Source organism: Hyunsoonleella sp. 2307UL5-6 (assembly GCF_047345485.1).
Classification (GTDB): Bacteria; Bacteroidota; Bacteroidia; order Flavobacteriales; family Flavobacteriaceae; genus Jejuia.
On the sequence record NZ_JBLFEN010000009.1, the window covers coordinates 14,194 to 34,294 of the forward strand.

Below are 20,101 nucleotides of genomic sequence, written 5' to 3' on the forward strand. Positions count from 1 at the left end.
TTTATGAGATTGATGCATGTTGTGTACTTTTTATTTATTCTGATCGTAGCGCTTCAATAGGTCTTTTATTTGCTGCAGATTTTGCTGGAAAAATACCAAATACCAAACCAACAATTACAGCAATTACAAAGGATATAATAATTGAATTTATTGAAAGTACTGTTTCTATACCAGAAGCAATTTCGATAATGTAGGCTCCTAATATTCCAACAATTATTCCTATAACTCCACCGCCAACGCTTATTAATGTAGATTCTGCTAAAAACTGTAAAATCACATCTTCTTCTGTTGCACCAATGGCGCGCATGATGCCTATTTCTTTGGTGCGTTCTAAAACAGAGGCTAACATTATATTCATTATACCAATACCACCTATTAGTAAGGATATACCAGCAATAATAATAAGTACAATATTAAAAATTTGTTTCGTTTTTTGTTGTTGTTTTAGTAGTTGTATTGGTATTGTAATTTCAAAATCTAATACATCATTATGCTTTCGTTTAAGCATTTTGCTTACAACTTCTGAGGTAGCTTTTAATTGGTTAGAGTTAGATACCTGTATGGTTAGCTTATCTATTTGATGATAATTACCTCGGGGTATTTTTGGTTTCGGACCATTTGAATTATTTCGTCTTGCTAATACATTATCTGTTATTATTTTACGATCTCTATAACGGACCAGAAATGTTTTAGTAGGAATATAAATATCTTGATTCAAATCTCTTATCCCTAAATTTTCTTGAGCTTTATCAGAAATTAGTTTTTCTTCAATTACTCCTATTACTTTTAACCAAACGTCTTTAACTTTTATGTCTTTACCTAATGCACTTTCGCCTGTAAATAATTTTTTTTCAACTTTTCTACCAATGATGCAAACGGGTAATGCATTGTTGCTTTGATATTCAGAAAAAAACTTTCCTTTTTCTATTTCTATATTTGATACATCAAAAAATGACGATGTTACTCCTATAAGTCTTACGGTGTTTTGTTTACCATTATTAATAACATAGGTATTCATTATTATTTCGGGACTAACGGCTTTTACAGAAGGAATTAATGATGCAATTTTTTCAGCATCTAATAGGTCTAATCCTTTAGAAAATCTTTTAGTTTCATTTTGTTCAGTTTGTTCTTCGTCGGTCGTACCATCATTAACACCTTTTTCATCTGCAATAGGCGTAATAACAATATTATTAACGCCTACTAGCTCTAATTGAGATAAAATCTCTTTTTCAGCACCATTACCTATAGCCAACATGGTAATTACTGCAGCAACTCCAAATATAATGCCTAGTGCTGTAAGGAAGGTTCTAAATTTATTAGTTTCAATAGCGTGTAAAGCTTCGGTAAAATTAGACCTAAGTTTCTCTAATAGTATCTTATCTATCATCACTATTTTAGTAGTGTTATGCTTTTATCATCCAAACCTTCTGGTTTACTTAAAAAAACAGTTTCGTTTTCTTTTAATCCGTTTTTAATAATAACTACTTCATTATTTGATGTCCCTAATTCAATCTGTTTTTTTTCAATAGAATATCCAGATTTTACGTAAGCAAAACTGATAGAGTCTTTTGCGAAAACTGCTTCTAACGGCATCATTAGTACATCTTCTTCTTTATGGGTAAGTATTTTATTAGAGGTTGTCATTCCAGGTCTTATATTTTCATTAGTTTCATTTAATTTTATTAAAACCTGAAATAGTTTTACATCTGAACCTTGCTTGTTTTCGCCTACATTTGCCACATTGGTAACTATTCCAGATAACTCAATTTCTGGAAACGCGTCAAAGCCAACAACTACAGGGAGTTCTTTTTTTATTTTTCTAATATCTACTTCGTTGCTATACGTTTTAGATTCCATTTGGGTTAAATCTGGTAAGCTTGCAATAGCAGGTTCCCATGGTGATATTGTAGAACCAACTTTTTTCTTATTACCACTCCAATCTTTAATATAAGTTACCATACCCGCTTCTTCAGAGTGGATGGTAAATTCTTTTTGTAGATTTTTTAATTCTTCTATACGCTTTTTAATTTTTGAAACTTCTGTTGCTACCTGTACCATTTCTGCTGTAGCTTTTCTTTTTTTAATAGAGTAGTTTTCTTTTTTTTCTTTTAAGTCGCGTTTAGTTTTTTCGATATTTATTTCTAACTGTTTTATTGTTGCAGGAGGTTCATAAGTGGATTGACTTAGCTCTATCTCATCTTTTTCAATATTAAATAATAAATCTTTTATTTTATTTCTCTCTTCTTTTAAAGTTAAAGTAGTATCCAATTGTTTTTGAGTATATCTAGATTGTGCGCTTTCTAAATTTAACATCGCATCGTTTATTTTGCCATTAACCTCAGAAGCGTCAAGTTTACCAATATATCCGCCTTTTTTAACAACGGTACCTTCGGCAACTAAATCTTGAATTTTAATTTGGTAAATATTGAATCTTCTAGCATTAATAGGACCATTAATTTTTTTAGAGCTGGTAGATTGCGCTTCGCCAGAAATAATAACTTCATCTAAAAACACTCCTTTTACTACGTTGGTGGTTATAGGTGCGTTTTCTTCTGATGTAGTATTAAAAAATGAATATGCTAATATTAATAAAACGACAGCGCCTATGGCATAGGCTATCTTTTTTTTATTCATTTAGTTTGATTTTATAAGATTGACGGTTAAATGTAGTAAAAAAAACATGACGTATCTATTTGATATAGTTAAAGAAGTTTTAAAATTAGTATTTGGCTAAGTTTTAACATTATTCTGTAAATCAAGTAATTAATTGGTAGTATTACAAAATAAAAAAGCTCCTAAAAAGGAGCTTTAAATTTTTAATTGTATTTTTATTTCTAATTTAAAATAGAATTAAATGTTGCACTAGGGCGCATTACTTTATTAATTAAATCTTCATCTGGCTCGTAATACCCACCTATATCTGCTGGTTTTCCTTGAATATCAATTAACTCTTTTGTGATTTTTTCTTCATTTTCAGCTAGAGTTTTAGCTATACTAGAGAACTCAGCTTTTAAATCAGCATCTTTATTTTGAGTTGCTAATTCTTGGGCCCAATACATCGCTAAGTAAAAATGGCTACCTCTATTATCTATTTCGCCAGCTTTTCTAGAAGGCCCTTTTTTGTTTTCTAAAAGTTTGTCAGTTGCATCATCTAAAGCTTCACCTAAAACTTTGGCTTTAGCATTGTTGTTTACGTTACTATAATGTTCTAACGATACAGCCAATGCTAAAAATTCTCCTAAAGAATCCCAACGTAAATGATTTTCTTTCTCTAGTTGTTGTACATGTTTTGGCGCAGAACCTCCAGCACCAGTTTCAAATAAACCACCGCCATTCATTAATGGTACAATAGATAACATTTTAGCACTTGTACCAACTTCGAGAATAGGGAAAAGGTCTGTTAAATAATCACGTAATACATTTCCTGATACTGAAATAGTATCTTTACCGTCTTTTAATCTTTCACAAGTAAATATAGTGGCGTCAATTGGCGCTAAAATTTGTAAATCTAAACCATTAGTATCATGGTCTTTTAAATATGTATTTACCTTTTTAATTAATTCAGCGTCATGCGCTCTGTTTTTATCTAGCCAAAATACAGCAGGTGTTTTAGAAGCTCTTGCTCTAGTTACTGCTAGTTTTACCCAATCTTGTATTGGTGCATCTTTAGTTTGACACATACGCCAAATATCACCTTCTTCAACATCGTGTTGCAATAAAATAGTGCCAGAAGCATCAATAACTTTAACAGTACCATTAGAAGGAATCTCAAACGTTTTATCATGAGAGCCATACTCTTCGGCTTTTTGTGCCATTAAGCCAACATTTGGTACCGTTCCCATAGTTTTAGGATCGAAAGCACCATGTTTTTTACAAAAATCAATAGTGGCTGCATAAACTCCAGAATAGCTGCTATCCGGAATTACTGCTTTAGTAGCTTGCAATTCTCCTTTTGCATTCCACATTTTACCAGAAGTACGAATCATAGCAGGCATTGAAGCATCTATAATAACATCACTAGGTACGTGTAAATTGGTAATTCCTTTATCAGAATTCACCATTGCAATACCAGGGCCTTTAGCATAAGTAGCCTCAATAGCTGCTTCAATATCTTTACGTTTATCTTCGGGTAATTCTTGAATACGCTCTAGTAAGTTACCAAGACCAGAATTTACATTTACACCAAGCGATTCAAAGGTATCACCATAGGTTTCGAACACATCCTTAAAGAAAATTTTAACCGCATGACCAAAAATTATTGGGTCGCTCACTTTCATCATCGTGCCCTTCATGTGTAAAGAAAACAAAATTCCTTTTGCTCTTGCATCGGCAACTTCTTTTTCAAAAAAGTCTAACAATGCTGCTTTACTCATTACAGTGGCATCAATAATTTCACCTTTTAATAATGGGAAACTAGGTTTTAAAACTGTAGTGTCACCATTTGCGTTGGTATGTTCTATTGTAATAGATGTTGCTTCAGCTAAAGTTGTAGATTTTTCGTTATGAGCAAAATCACCCTCACTCATAGTAGCCACATGTGTTTTAGAATCGCTAGTCCATGCTCCCATAGAATGTGGGTTGTTTTTAGCATAATTTTTAACGGCCTTAGGTGCACGTCTGTCACTATTACCTTCTCTAAGGACAGGATTTACAGCACTACCTTTAATTTTATCATAACGCGACTTAATATTCTTTTCAGTATCAGTTGTAGCTTCATTAGGATAATCAGGAATGGCAAAACCTTTAGCTTGTAATTCTTTTATAGCTGCTTTTAATTGTGGTATGGATGCACTAATATTTGGTAGTTTAATAATATTAGTTTCAGGTTGTTTAGCCATTTCACCAAGTAGTGCCAAATCATCAGATACACGTTGGTCTTCATTTAAAAAATCAGGAAAAACTGCTAGAATTCTCGCTGCTAGCGAAATATCTTTTGTTTCAATAGAAATACCAGAAGATTTTAGAAAAGCTTCAACAATTGGTAAAAATGAGCGCGTTGCTAAAGCTGGTGCTTCATCGGTTTTAGTATAAATAATTTTAGACATGCGTGTCGTATTTTTTAATGTTGTAAAGCTAAAAACAGTAACGAAAAGATGATTTATTTTTAGCGACTGCGAATATACAAAAATTGGTGTTTATAAGTATAGCATATTTAGATGAAAAACACTAGAATAGCATACATTTAGGATAATTTTAATAAATATCTTGAAGGATAAGAATTTATTAAGAATTAATATGAGAAAGTATTAAAAAAACAAAAGCCATATCACTGTAGAATTATATCTATTTTGATATGGCTTTTTTTGAAATTACTTTGCATAAATTTATTTAGTACTATGACTAAATGAGCTTAAGTCTTAAATTTTTAATTTAAGTACAGTTATTTCAATGAAACATGATATTGTGACTTGCAAAATGTATTGATTTATCACGCAATGTCTCGGTAGATTGTTTTCCTAATATGTTTAGTTGCCTAATTCACTTAGTGGATATACCTAAACTTGCTATGTTACAAAAATTTCTGATTCTTGTATCAAAGCGTGACGTTGCGCACTTATAAATTTTTAGCAATCTACATCGATTTATATAATTCGTAACCTCACAGCGTTACATTATAATGTATTTATTATGAATATAATACTTAGAAAACAATACTATGTAAAGTACCTTACTTTAAAAACTTTTAAAAAAGTGCTATAATTTTTTATAAAAATACGAGAAATTGCTCTTGCTACAATAAGTATATAAACTGTAGTTGTCAACTTTTGTTCATAAAAAAAGCCTTGGATATTGTCCAAGGCTTTTAAATTATCTACTAAGAAATACTTATCTTCTTTCTTCTTTAATTCTTGCTTTCTTACCAGTAAGACCTCTAAAGTAATAAATACGTGCACGACGTACTTTACCACGTTTATTAATCTCAATTTTTTGTAAAGCAGGTAAGTTTACTGGAAATATACGCTCTACACCAATAGAGCCAGACATTTTTCTAATGGTAAATGTCTCAGATGAGCCAGTACCTCTTCGTTGTATTACTACACCTCTAAAAAACTGAGTACGCGTTTTGCTACCCTCTTTAATTTCGTAGTATACTGTTATTGTATCACCAGCACTAAAATCTGGTAAGTCTTTTCTTGTTACAAATTCGTCTTGAACAAATTTTACTAAAGCTTCCATTTCTTTATAATTAAAAATAGTTTATTTGAAACAACATGCACGATTATCGCCAGAGGTTAACCCAAAATTGGCTGCAAATATAGCTAATAATCTATAATTTACAATTATTTAAATTTTTATTTTTTTTGAAGTCAGCTTATCTGTGGTATTATTAGCAGCTTAACTGTAAGGGCTGCGATTTATATATTGATTTGTATTTGAAAACAATGAATTCTTGACTAAAAACCTTTAACATTAAATCCTTCTCAAATTATAGTTTATACCTAAAAATTTTTAGTTGATGGAGTGGTTTATTTAATCTCATACTAGATATATGTCGTTTTAATACTGAAATATATTGAGAATAAGTGACTTATATCTGTTATTGAACGAAGTTATCATTTTTTTTCTAACAAAGTCAAGCTCATCAATATTATGAGATTTGGGGTTAGATTCCTGCTTTCGCAGGAATTTATCACTTCTCAACCACAACCCATTTCCCTTTAGTCCGCACCAAAAACTCATCATCATACATCGCTTCAGCTTGTATTCCAGGTAAATAATACGTCCCTAAATAAGCCGCATTCAACATTATGTTAAAGGTTTTGGTATTGTGTTTTCCTTTTTCGGGCAAATCAAAATAAAAATACACACGGTCGTCTCTAATATCGGTATGTCGTGCTGAGGCGCCCGAAGTGTTGCTTCCAAAAGCGGTAAAACGTGTGTTTACAATTTCCCAACCCGATGGAAAAATTTGGGTTAATGCCACATCATTTACTGCATTATTTTTAAGATTACTCACGCCAACGGTTGCTACAAAATCCTGACCCTGCATCAGTTTAGAAATATCCAAACGGTTACCCTGTAAATCTTTGTATTGTACTGAAACGTTTAAACCGCGTTGTGTTGCCAATTCCTGCCCTAGCGGTAATTTGCCAGAATTTAACACCCGAACATACACCACATTATCTTTTGTGTTTTTTAAAACTAAACTATTAACGCCATCAATGATGTTAAGTTTACGCTGTGCAATGGCATTTTTAGTATCAATACTTTCAGTTTTTCCATTTAGGGTATAATTTACGCTTAACGCTTTTCCGCCATTGGCTTGTACTAGTTTTGCCATCGCTAATAAACTGTACGCTGTAGTTTGTGTACTCATCCAACGGTTACTTGATAAATCTTTGGCAATTGTTTCAGCTAATTCACGTGTTTTAGAATTCTTAGTCAGTACCATAGTTTCTAAAGCCATGGCTCTGTTTCTATTTGCCGAACCATAGGTATAATAATTATAACGCTGGGGTTTAAAGTTAATATTAGCCGATTGTGAAATCTTGTCACTAGCTTCTTTTTGTCCAGCCAAAGCATAGGCAGCTGCCAATCGCCATTTGGCTTCGTTTGAAATTTCACTAAACTCCCGCAAACGGTTCATACTTGCCAAATCTGGACTGCCAGCTAAAGCTAGGGTATATAATCGGTATGCTTGTGCCAAATCAGAATTATAACGTCTGTAACTTGGTCGCCAATTTCTTGCGGTTTGCTTTTGGTAGTTTAACCAATTGCTTTTAAAAGTTAGTGGTAATGTATAGCCTTTCTTTTCGGCTTCAATCATAAAATGACCCGCGTAACTGGTGCCCCAATCGTTGGCGCTAGATTCTCCCATCCAATAACTTAAACCACCATTAGGCCTTTGAAAATTACCTAAACGTTTAATGCCTTTTTCAACGTTATCTCTAATTTTTTTCTTTTTATCACGCGTCAAATCAAAAATATCTTCTAAAAATAACTGCGGAAATACGCTTGATGTGGTTTGTTCTACACAACCATGCGGATAGCGAATTAAATACTCCAATCGACGCGTAAAATCCATTGGAGGTAAGGTTGAAAACTCTACCATAGCCGAATTAGTTCCTGCAACCCCAAAGGTTGAAAAGTCTAGAGTTTCAGAGGCGTTTGCTGCTAAGGTTTTATCTAATACTTTTGAGGTGATGGGATTTGTATTTACCACATCCAATTCTACCTTGTAGATTGATTTCTCACCGTTTCCAGTAGCAATTACTTCAACGGTATTTATGCCTTTGGCTTTACTTACATCCAATTCAAAATATGTCATTTGCTCATCGGGTTTCGCAAAACTCAAGGTCTTTTTGGTGTCACCAATAATAGAAATACCATTACTTAATTTCAAACTGATATTGACGTTTTTCATTTTAGACTCCATTGCAAACACGGTAATAGGTAAGGTTACTTTTTCACCAGGACTTAACTTCCGCGGCAATGTTGCCAATACCATCAATGGTTTTTTAACAGGCACGGTTTTGTCTGTACTTCCATAAGCTTCATTTTCGTTGTGTCCAGCAACTACCATCGTCCGCACCGAACCTATATAATTAGGTAGTTTTATTTGATGTGTTTTGGATGTTCCAGCATCTAAAGTAAACGGGCCTAAATAGGTTACTACAGGTTTAAATCGATTCGCTTTTTTGTTTTTACCACCTGCTGCACTACCATCGCCACCAATAGCGAATACCTGATCGATACTACCCGAATAGGCACCAATAACATCATCAAAAATATCCCAAGTTTTTACACCTAACGCTTCACGTTTATAAAATTCAGTCCATGCATTTGGAGTTTTAAAACGCGTTAAATCTAACAACCCTTCTTCTACCATGGCAATGGTATAAGTCATAGGTTTATTGTCTTTTTCAGAAACTTTTACCTCAAACGTTTGTTCTGGTTTAAGTTTATCGGGCATTTGTAATTCTGGATGTAATTTGGTGCTTGGGTTTTCCACCATAATTGGAATAACACCGTACAAACGAATTGGTAAATCGTTAGCTGTAATAGCATGCGGCTGCAATAACGAAATATTGACGAACACATTGGGTGCCATGTCCTTGGTAATCGGCACATCTACAACTGTTTCGCCTTTTGTGGTTTTTACCCATTTATAGTCTAGCACTTCGGTACCATTTTCAATACTTACCAAAGCACGACCTTTGCTTCCTGAGGCAAAGGTGACTTTAGCAGTTTCGCCAACATTATAAGTTTCTTTATCTGCAGAAAACACCAACATTTTTGCGGCATCTTTATCGCTAGATGGGGCTTTTTGCCACCAATTTTTATAAAAGTACGCTGTTCTTCCTGTGGCGTGTCCGCTTACAGGGTCAACCACTCTTATCAAATAGCGACCGCGATCTTCATCTGGAATTTTAATATTTAAATTGGCTGTTCCGTTAGTATTCGTATTCACTTTAAAAGATTTATACGGACGGTGATAATTGCTCGACACATAGCTTGCCAAATCATCATAAGAAGAATTCCACCACCAGCGCCATTCTACTTTATAGATTTTAACTTCAAGGTTATTACGCTTTACGGGTTTACCGTTTTCATCCACCACAACGATATCAAACGTTTGGTTTTCATCTGTAAAAAAAGAACCGTAGGCATTGCCTTTAGGTGAACGTAAACCAACAAATGAACTATAAGGCGCATAAGTTTTTGTGAAGGCATCCATGGAAAAATCGCCACCATTTTCAAACGCGCGCACTAAAAATTGAACGTTTAGCATGCCCGGAGCATTCTTACCAACATTCAATTTTTTGTTGATACTTGCTAAACCCTCTTCATTTACTTTACCTTCAAACACATTAATCTCTTCGGTTTGAAATTTTCGTGTTGGATCGTTAAACGTGTAATTTTTGTAGTTTTTAAAAGCAGTGTATGATGTGCTAAACTTCGCTTTAACTTCGGCTTTTAAGTTTTTTCCTGGTGCTCCATGCAACCATTTTACATCTAAATCACCGTTTAAAGGTTTCTTGTTTGAAAGGATTTCAGTATCAAAATCTACCTTAATTTTTAGGCGATTTGGTTTTACCGTTTCAATTTTAAGCGTTTTATAAAAGGTTGCGCCACCCACTGATACTTTAGCGTTATAGTTTCCTGTTTTATCCTCGGTAGATGTTGGTACCATGAACTTATAAAAATTGTCGAGATTATCTGCCGTTATGTTTTTGTAAACTAATTTTCCATTGGGATCTGTAAGCTCTAGTTTTATGGGATGTTGTTTAGGTATCGGATTCGCATTGTCATTCAGCATAAACGTTAAATGCAAACTGTCTCCCGGTCGCCAAACCCCACGTTCGCCATACAAATAGCCTTTTAGTCCGCGTTGTAATTTATGACCAGATACATCAAACTTACTTAAGGATAACGAATTGCCATCTTGCAGTTTTACATACGTATTATTGTTTCCTTTTGAAACAATAGCGAAGGCTGCATGTTTGTCGGCATCAATGGTGATTAAGCCTTCTGTGTCTGTAGTTTTGCTAGCTAATTCTTGTTGCTGAAAATTATACAATGTCACTTTTGCATTCGCCTCAGGTTCAGTGTTTAAAATATTGGTTACGGCAAAATAGTAAGAGTTGTTAGCGCTTCGCTTTGCGATAACTCCTAAGTTGGATGCTAATAAATTTTGCGACACAATTTTACTTTCGTTGTAATACGCATCGTGACATGGGTTTTGCTGTTCGCGCCAATTATAGCGATAGTTTTTGTAGCGGTACAAGAGATTATCCCAGTACATTTCTTCTCTTAAATCTTCATTTTCTTCGGTTAGATTATCATAAGCATTATCGTCATAATCTTCTTCATAATAATCGTCGTAATCATCGGTTTCAGAATTTGAAATATTGGCATTCGCTTCACAATCGTAAAGTGAATAGCGTTTATCGTAACTCAATTCTACACGATAGATGGCACCAGCATCGGCCTTAAAGTATTTGGATAAATCGATACTATAAGCTTTCCATTTCCCTGAGTTTTCATCGGCAGTTTGCAACTGTATGGTTTCTTTTGCAATACGACGCCCCACTTTTTTAATATCGTATCTGTTGCTGCTGTTTAAATTGTTATCTTGTAAAAACTGGAGAATGTTATCTTCAAAAATTTTAATGACGCGAACATCTACCGCACTTAAATTTACCGCTTCAAAATTGAATTTTAATGCTGTAGAATTTGGTAGAATTGTCCCGTTACTAATTAATCTTACTTGAGGTTTCAATTCTTCAAAAGCAATAGTTTCAGAAAAAGGATGCTTTAATTTATAACCTTCCGTATTTTTTAAGCCTTGAAATACATCTACCTGAATATTACCCACCAGCTTAGTATCTGGATATACTTTTAGCACATTGCCATCTACAATATATTTTGGGTTTTTTACCTTTTGAATAGAGACTAAACCCTCAAAATTTTGTTGTTTTTTTAGTGGATCAGAAAAGTTGATGGATAAAAATTGTTCCGGACTTTGGGTGACTTCAGTATCTACAATAGTGAAGTTGTTTTTTCCTGGAATAGTTACAGTGTTTTCACCTTCATTATTTGCTTTAATGGCATTTCCATGCCACTTTATCAAAATTTTAGAGTCTTCAATAAGCCGATGAATACTATCAATTTTAAATTCAAAATGTTTCGAGCTTTCATTTAATTCATTAAAAACAAGTGGTAGTTTTTTACCATTTTGTGAGGCACTAACTAAGGTTTTAGCGTCTTTAATCGTAATAATATCAGCAGATGTTATAACGCCCTCTAGATATTGCCATTGCTTACTGTAGGATTGTAAACTGTTTGTTTCTACATTAAAACTTGGGGTGATGGTTTTAAACTGAAAGGTGTAAGCCTTAAAGCCATCAGGTATATTTTTGTAAATATCATTTAGTTTAACGGTAATGGTATATTCGGTATCTGGTTCTAAATATTCATCTGGTGTAAAAAGTAATGTGTGTTTGTTTTTAGCGGTTAGTTTGCCTTCAACATGCGGTTTTATACTTATGATGTTATTTGCTATTTCATCACCTGTATTCCAATCTTCAACTGGGTTTGCTAAATTAATTTGAATTGGGCTCGCTGTAGAGGTCGTTCCAGACGTAGTATAACTTATATAGTCTTTAAATTTGAAAAGGTTATCGGTTTCTGTTACTTTCTTTTTACAGGATGAGAGCGCAATTATTAATGCAAAAACGAGACACTTTTTTAATGACATATAGATGAAGATTTAAATGAACAAATTACTGAAAAAAACGAAAGCGTAGGTAGAGTCTCGTTAATTAAATTACGTTAAATATTAAAAGGTTGGCCTTTTGTAAGATGTTAAATAAGTCTTAAGGTTTTTTTTTGATTTTTAGGTTTATGAATAAAAAACCCACCCCTTAATCCCCTCCCTAGAGGGGAAACGATTACGCGGGTAATGATTACAACATATAATTTATGAGCTTAAATTTTCCCCTCCTTGGAGGGGTTAGGGATTAATTTAAAGGTATATTCTCAAAAACCTGAAAACCTTGTAAAGCATTATTACTAGTTTTAGATAGCTTGAATCAGGAGTTAAAAGTTTTATCCACTTCTTAATCCGCATCTTAGAGGGAAATGATTTCGCGAATGAAGATTGTATCATAAAAATTTATTGAGTTTGAGTATTCCCCTCCTTGGAGGGGTTAGGGGTGGGTTTGTAAATCAACTATAACCTTTTCAATCTCAGAAATTACCCAGCCTAAATTATTTTTAACGTCAAGATCGCTAAATCTTATAATAGTTACTCCAAGTGCTTCCAAACGACGTTGACGTTTAGCGTCTTTTTCTTGACGACCTTCTTCAAAATGTATCGTCCCGTCAACCTCAATAGCTAGTTGTAAGTCTTTACAATAGAAATCTACAATAAATTGATCAATTGGTATTTGTCTATTGAACCTTAAACCTAAGGTTTTACCTTTTATTTCTCGCCATAATGCAACTTCACTAAGTGTCATATTATTTCTTAGTTGTTTCGCAAACGGCACTAAATCTGGATTATATGGTATGATTTTTCTTTTCATTATTTTTAATAGTCTTCGGTCTTATTCTAGTTATTAAACGTAATATTCACACTTAAATTTAGTAAAATCCATCGGTGAAATGCAAATTTGAATGTAGTTTCATCGAATTATTAATTTTTTGTAGTCTGTAAATTACCTGTAGCCGTATATTTCAAAAACCCAAATTTATTTATAGTATGAAAACCCTTTATTCTAAAATCTACATTTTATCACTTTGTATTTCAATTTTAATGATCTCTGTGTCTTGTTCAAAAGATGAAGCAGTAACCGAAGATGAAGCCATTGAAATAGCAGAAGTGCTTACCGTAGCCGATGAGATATTACAAATAGTAAACGACCACAGATTAAGCATTGGCGAAAATCCATTAGAAATAAATGTTTTGGCAACCGATTTAGCAAACGAGCATACTGAATATATGATTGCTCAAAACGATATTAGTCATGATGATTTCGATCAACGTTCTGATCGTTTAATTGCTGATGAGAATGCATTAAGAACAGGTGAAAATGTAGCTTACGGGCAACGATCTGCTCAACAGGTTATGGAGGCATGGTTAAATAGCCCAGGGCATAGACGAAATATTGAAGGTGATTTTACGCATATTGGTATTGGCGTTATAAAAAACGATGCTGGCGTGTATTATTTCACTCAAATCTTTTTAAAGAAACGTTCTAGTGGAGTTTAAACTAATATTTTTTATCCACTCCTTTTGTGTCTTCTATAAAGGGAAACGATTATATAAGTAAAAGATATTCATATCAATTTTTAAGTTTAGTACTCCTCTCCTTAAAGGGGTTAGGGATGGGTTTTCAATTCATAGAAAGGCAAGAGTTAAAAAAGCTACTAATCCCCAAACATTCCAATATATAAGTCACCTTTGTCATTCATAGTAGCTCGAAACATCCCAGGCGTATTAAATTCCATTACCATATTACCATTGGCATCAATAGCAATAATGCCGCCATTACCTTTGCCGTCACCAACACTTGGTAATTTATTTTGAATGACTTCTTTTGAGGCTTCAGCTAAGGATAACCCTTTGTATTCCATCAATGCAGAAATATCATAAGCTACCATACCACGTATAAAATACTCGCCCCAACCCGTACTTGATACTGCACAGGTATTATTATTGGCATAAGTTCCTGCTCCAATAATTGGGGAATCGCCAATGCGTCCCCAACGCTTATTGGTCATACCGCCAGTTGAGGTTCCTGCAGCTATATTTCCATGCGTATCTAGAGCTGCACAACCCACAGTACCAAATTTTGAGTTTTGAATATCAGCATCAAAAAACGACGCCACTTTTTTACTTTCAGACGCTTTTACACGTTCTAAAGCCTTCACGCTTTTTTCAGTATAAAAATAAGAAGGGTCTACAATAGTTAATCCTTGTGCTTTTGCAAAGGTCTCTGCACCTGCTCTAGCTAACATTACATGAGGCGATTTTTCCATTACTGCTCGCGCTAGATTGATAGGGTTTTTAACTGTTTTAGTACCTGCAGAAGCCCCAGCATTTAAGGTTTTTCCATCCATTATGGAAGCATCATGTTCACAAGTACCTTCATTAGTAAGTACAGCACCTTTACCAGAATTAAATAGCGGCGAATCTTCTAGAATGTTAATCGTTTGTTGTACTGCATCTAAACTAGTGCCACCATCTTTTAAAATCGTGTAGCCAACACGAATAGCTTCTTCCAATTTATTGCGATATTCTATTTCTTTTTCAGCAGATATATTATCTTTTTTTATAAAACCTGCACCACCATGAATGACTAAGGAGAAAGCTGTTTTTTCTGATTTGCTATTTACAGGTATCTCTATATTTTTCACTTCATTTTTGCAAGAATAAAAAAGAGTAATAGAAACAATAATTACAATGATTTTTTTCATGATATATGCTAGTTTTTAGTGATTAAAGTTACTGATTTTATCATTAGTAAATTTTAATAAAAACAACAACTTATCGGTATATTCGTAAATAATTTCAACATATTTAGTAAACCAATAATTGATGAATACACTAGCGGCTGATTTTGGGATAGATAAAGCACTCAATACTTTAGGCATAAAAGATATTAATGAAGGCACTTCAACAGGTTCTAATAACTTTTCTAATGGAGAAATTATTAAGAGTTATTCACCAGTTGATGGTGAATTAATTGCAAAGGTAAAAGCGACTACAAAAGAAGATTATGAAATTGTAATGACTACCGCAACTTCTGCTTTTAAAACATGGCGATTAATGCCAGCACCACAACGCGGAGAAGTTGTACGCCAGTTTGGAGATAAACTTCGTGAAAAGAAAGAAGCTCTAGGGAAGTTAGTGTCTTACGAAATGGGTAAGAGCTATCAAGAAGGATTGGGCGAAGTTCAAGAAATGATTGATATCTGCGATTTTGCTGTTGGTTTATCGCGCCAGCTTCATGGTTTAACTATGCATTCTGAGCGTCCTGGGCATCGTATGTACGAGCAATACCATCCGCTAGGAGTAGTTGGGATTATTTCTGCTTTTAATTTTCCAGTAGCCGTTTGGGCGTGGAATACGGCGCTCGCTTGGGTTTGTGGCGACGTTTGTGTGTGGAAACCTTCAGAAAAAACACCTGTTTGTGGAGTCGCTTGTCAAAATATAGCGGCTGAAGTTTTTACCGAAAATGATTTACCAGAAGGTATTTCATGTTTAATTAACGGCAATTACAAAGTAGGTGAATTTATGACTAAGGACACTCGTGTTCCATTAATTTCAGCAACCGGGTCCACAAGAATGGGTAAGATTGTAGCTAAGCAAGTTGCAGGACGTTTAGGGAAATCACTTTTAGAATTAGGTGGGAATAACGCTATCATTGTTACACCTGATGCCGATATAAAAATGACGGTGATAGGTGCTGTTTTTGGTGCAGTTGGTACTGCAGGACAACGTTGTACGTCTACACGCCGACTAATCATTCACGAGTCTGTTTACGATAAAGTAAAGAATACCATAGTTGGTGCATATAAACAATTGCGTATTGGAAATCCGCTAGATGAAAATAATCATGTTGGGCCTTTAATTGATACCGATGCTGTAAAGATATACAAGCAAGCTTTAGAAAAAGTAGTTGAAGAAGGCGGACATATTATTGTTGATGGCGGCGTATTTTCTGGTAAAGGTTATGAAAGTGGATGTTATGTAAAACCGGCTATTGCTGAAGCACAACCAGAATTTGAAATTGTGCAGCATGAAACTTTTGCACCAGTGCTATATTTATTAAAATACTCTGGTACTATTGAAAATGCTATAGATATTCAAAATAATGTAGCTCAAGGATTATCATCTGCAATAATGACCAATAATTTACGCGAAGCCGAACATTTCTTGTCTGTTCAAGGCTCAGACTGTGGTATTGCTAATGTAAACATAGGCACATCGGGTGCGGAAATTGGTGGTGCTTTTGGAGGTGAAAAAGACACAGGTGGCGGACGCGAATCTGGTTCTGATGCTTGGAAAATTTACATGAGAAGGCAGACTAATACTATAAATTACACTACGGAGTTGCCTTTGGCGCAAGGTATTAAATTTGATTTATAATTTTTAAGATATTTCGCTTTTCAGTAACTCAGATATTAAAAACAAAGGCTTTTCATTGAGAGAAGAATGGACTCAAGATGACGACACAAAACTTAGAGCCTACGAAATACATTTTGATTATTTGTTTAATCCTGAATTGTCAATATTTTAAATTATACCTATAGAAATGATAAAACAGATATCTTAACTGCACCAGAAATTCAACCTTTATTTAGTCGAGCATCTTTTCATAACATCGGTATTGGTATTAAACTGTATTTTGGATAAACAGATGTTTTTAAGTTCCTTAAAAACATCTGTTTCTAAATACGGATATATTAATTATGTGACTTTTTTTAGTTTTTTGTTTCTTATTTATGAACTTAAAGTGTTATTTTAGAAGCACTTAATTTTTTAAATAATTTAATACACTAACCAAAATGAGTAAAAAAACATCCTATTATCTAGGAATTATACTCACTATCATTATTGGTACTATTCTGTATATTTATTTGTGCTGTAGCGTTTGTTGTGGCAAAGATGGATGTGAAAACAAAAAGACCGAGACTGAAAGTGTAGTAATGCCAGACATTAAAGAAGTTACTAAAAATGCATTTTATATAAGTGATGCGGATGGCGACTTCAACATTAAATTTAATGATAATTTTAATTTTACAACATCAGATTTTGCAATTTTAGAACCTGTTTCTGAAAATGTTGAAAATGGTGTATCTAAACTTAAAACCTATCTATTAGATAATCCTTTAAAAACAGTTGATATAACTGGATTTTATAAAAGTGATGAAGCTAACAATTCTGCATATCCAAATTTAGGATTAGCTAGAGCAAATGCAGTTAAAAATTATTTGATTTTACATGATGTTTCTTCAAAACAGATAGATACTTATGGAGCATTAAATGATGCTATTACGCCAAATGATAGCAATACATTATTTGGCCCTGTAAAGTTTGGGATACAAACTATAGATGCATCAAATACAGCAGCTTTAGAGGCAGCATGTGATGCCTTAAGAGCTAATCCACTTGTTCTACATTTTCAAACAGGTCAAGCTTCAATTAACTTAACTCCTGAACAACGTCAAAAAATAGCAGATATGTCTCATTGTGTGGATAAATTAGGCGTTAAACTACAAGTTGTAGGACATACTGATAACACTGGAAATGCTGCAAATAATGTTATTCTCGGTAAAAAACGCGCAGATTTTGCAAAAGGCTATTTGGTTAAAAATGGCATATTAGAAAATACCATTGTAACATCCTCTAAAGGGCCACACGCTCCTATTGCAGATAATGCAACCGAAGCAGGTAGAGCAGAAAACAGAAGAACAGAAATAACCATTAATTAAAAACTTAAAATATAAATTATGAATTTTTTAGCAATCCATATACCATGTTGGCTTATTCCAATTTTAGTAGGTATTATTTCAGCAATATTAGGATACTTATTAGGTAAACTTACAGGAGGTGGAAACCACGATGATTGTGAGGATAGATTATCAAAATTGCAAGCAGAATTGGATGCATGTAGAAATAAAAGTAGATCTTTAGAGGGTGATTTAAAATCAACAAAAGCTTCATTGGCGTCATCCCTAACTGCAGCTGCAGCTCCAGTTGCACCAGTTGCATCAGCGACAACTTCATCAAACTTAATACCTTTTGATGCGGCAGCGGCAAAGGCTATTTTTGGTAAAAAAATAAAAGAAGACGATTTAACTGTTGTTGAAGGTATTGGTCCGAAAATCCAAGAGCTGTTCCATAATAACGGTGTTAAAACATGGAAAGCATTATCCGAATGTTCAATAGATAAATGCCAAAGTGTTCTTACATCTGGAGGAGATCGTTTTAAAATGCACAAACCAGGCACTTGGCCAAAACAAGCTAAATTAGCTTACGAAGGCAAATGGGATGCACTTTTAAAATGGCAAGATGAGTTAGATGGCGGCAAGTAAAGTCATTATATAATTAAATTATAGAAAACCGTTTCAGTAATGAAACGGTTTTTTTGTATCTTCAAACTAAGCTTAAACCTTTTTAGCGCATTACAGTCTAAATGTTTAGCGATTCACTTTTATTATGAAAATAAGACATATTCAGCATTTGTATAGGCGTGTTGGTTTTGGAATACTACCAGCCACACTTCAAGAGATATCTACGCAAAGTAAAAGCCAAATAGTAGATAATCTCATTACAACTTCTAAAAAAAGTACAATACTTGAAGTTGATATTTCAGAAATCAGGAATATTTTTGGAGGTATAAAGAGTGCTTCAAAAATGGATGCTGATACACGACGAAAACTTCAGAAAATAAGTAGAAAAAAGCAGGTAGAACTTAATGTGTCCTGGATAAATCGTTTAACCAATTCATCTGAATTACTAAGAGAAAAAATGACATTATTTTGGGCAAATCATTTTGTGTGTGAAGATAATAGCATTGTTTACATTCAACAATTCAATAATACATTAAGGACGCACGCTTTAGGTAATTTTGGAGATTTTGTAAAAGCTATTTCCAAAGAAGCGGCTATGACAAAATACCTTAATACCAAGCAAAATAGAAAGCTAAAACCTAATGAGAATTTTGCTCGAGAACTTATGGAGTTATTTACCTTGGGTGAAGGACATTATACCGAAGAGGATATTAAGGAAAGCGCAAGAGCATTTACTGGTTACAGCCATAACTTACGTGGAGTATTTATATTTAGGAAACGACAGCATGACTATACTGAGAAAACTTTTTTTGGTAAAACAGGAAATTTTACTGGAGATGATATTATTGATATCATTTTAAAAAAGCCCCAATGTGCCAAATATATTTGCACAAAATTATACCGCTATTTTGTTAATGATGTAGTAAGTGAAGATCATGTAAATGCGATGACAGATGTTTTTTATAAAGATTATAATATTGAAAATTTAATGCGATTTGTTTTAACATCCAACTGGTTTTATGATGAAAAACATATAGGATCAAAAATAAAATCGCCTATAGAATTTTTAGTAGGGCTAAAGCATACAGTGCCTATTACGTTTAAAACTAAGAAACAAGTATTACAAATTCAACGGCTATTAGGACAAACCTTGCTAGATCCTCCAAACGTTGCTGGCTGGAAAGGTGGTCGCAATTGGATTGATAGTAATACCATTGTACTTAGATTAAAGTTACCATCACTATTGCTCAATAATGCCTATATCTCAAATATTAAAACTGGAAATGAAGATGCTATCATGGACATCAAAAAACAACAATTCAAGAAAAAATATGGTAAACGTTTTAATACAGAAACCAATTGGGATTATTTTAAAAAACATTTTAAAAGCGTGGCATTACAAGATATGGACAGTCATATTTTAGCATGCTCTATAAATGATGAGACAAAAGTGTATTTAGAAGCTTTAGCAAAAGTGTCAAAACAAGAATATTGTATACAATTGATGTCGCTGCCCGAATATCAAATGTGTTAATAAAAAAATAATTTTGCCTTAGAAAAATATGTATTT

Annotated in this window: 12 protein-coding genes; 5 read left to right on the top strand and 7 right to left on the bottom strand. The window is 33.6% G+C overall.

All coding sequences use genetic code 11. The annotated features are described in order from the left end of the window. Positions 1-34: 34 nt before the first annotated feature. From ACKGJY_RS14225 to ACKGJY_RS14250, 6 genes are all read right to left on the bottom strand, one after another. A complete protein-coding gene (locus ACKGJY_RS14225) occupies positions 35-1,390 on the bottom strand; it encodes an ABC transporter permease (protein WP_413974567.1) in 1,356 nt (451 codons plus the stop codon). Between the two features lie 2 nt (positions 1,391-1,392). Continuing rightward, a complete protein-coding gene (locus ACKGJY_RS14230; protein ID WP_413974568.1) occupies positions 1,393-2,637 on the bottom strand; it encodes an efflux RND transporter periplasmic adaptor subunit in 1,245 nt (414 codons plus the stop codon). A 200-nt stretch (positions 2,638-2,837) separates the two neighbouring features. Beyond that, complete coding sequence (locus tag ACKGJY_RS14235) at positions 2,838-5,048, bottom strand: NADP-dependent isocitrate dehydrogenase (protein ID WP_413974569.1); 2,211 nt, start codon at positions 5,046-5,048, stop codon at positions 2,838-2,840. 781 nt (positions 5,049-5,829) lie between these two features. Further along, positions 5,830-6,180 (bottom strand): 50S ribosomal protein L19, encoded by a 351-nt coding sequence (gene rplS / locus ACKGJY_RS14240; RefSeq protein ID WP_413974570.1) that lies wholly within the window; start codon positions 6,178-6,180, stop codon positions 5,830-5,832. Positions 6,181-6,634: 454 nt separating this feature from the next. Next, positions 6,635-12,205, bottom strand: a complete 5,571-nt coding sequence (locus tag ACKGJY_RS14245) for an alpha-2-macroglobulin family protein (RefSeq protein ID WP_413974571.1) — start codon at positions 12,203-12,205, stop codon at positions 6,635-6,637. A gap of 451 nt (positions 12,206-12,656) precedes the next feature. Beyond that, positions 12,657-13,034, bottom strand: a complete 378-nt coding sequence (locus tag ACKGJY_RS14250) for an endonuclease domain-containing protein (RefSeq protein WP_413974572.1) — start codon at positions 13,032-13,034, stop codon at positions 12,657-12,659. A gap of 176 nt (positions 13,035-13,210) precedes the next feature. Between ACKGJY_RS14250 and ACKGJY_RS14255 the strand changes: the two genes are divergently transcribed. Then, positions 13,211-13,720, top strand: coding sequence for a CAP domain-containing protein (locus ACKGJY_RS14255; protein WP_413974573.1), 510 nt, complete (start codon positions 13,211-13,213; stop codon positions 13,718-13,720). A 158-nt stretch (positions 13,721-13,878) separates the two neighbouring features. Here the strand turns inward: ACKGJY_RS14255 and ACKGJY_RS14260 are convergent, their stop codons facing one another. Further along, entirely contained in the window at positions 13,879-14,928 is a 1,050-nt protein-coding gene (locus tag ACKGJY_RS14260; protein WP_413974574.1) for an isoaspartyl peptidase/L-asparaginase family protein, read from the bottom strand. Positions 14,929-15,049: 121 nt separating this feature from the next. Between ACKGJY_RS14260 and ACKGJY_RS14265 the strand changes: the two genes are divergently transcribed. The 4 genes from ACKGJY_RS14265 to ACKGJY_RS14280 all read left to right on the top strand — a co-directional run bounded on the left by ACKGJY_RS14265 (position 15,050) and on the right by ACKGJY_RS14280 (position 20,065). After that, a complete protein-coding gene (locus ACKGJY_RS14265) occupies positions 15,050-16,603 on the top strand; it encodes an aldehyde dehydrogenase family protein (protein WP_413974575.1) in 1,554 nt (517 codons plus the stop codon). 419 nt (positions 16,604-17,022) lie between these two features. Then, the gene (locus ACKGJY_RS14270) at positions 17,023-17,949 is read left to right on the top strand and encodes an OmpA family protein (RefSeq protein WP_413974576.1); all 927 of its coding nucleotides are present in this window, start codon (positions 17,023-17,025) and stop codon (positions 17,947-17,949) included. Between the two features lie 18 nt (positions 17,950-17,967). Beyond that, positions 17,968-18,552, top strand: a complete 585-nt coding sequence (locus tag ACKGJY_RS14275) for a hypothetical protein (RefSeq protein WP_413974577.1) — start codon at positions 17,968-17,970, stop codon at positions 18,550-18,552. Positions 18,553-18,676: 124 nt separating this feature from the next. Then, a complete protein-coding gene (locus tag ACKGJY_RS14280) occupies positions 18,677-20,065 on the top strand; it encodes a DUF1800 domain-containing protein (RefSeq protein WP_413974578.1) in 1,389 nt (462 codons plus the stop codon). Positions 20,066-20,101 lie beyond the last annotated feature (36 nt).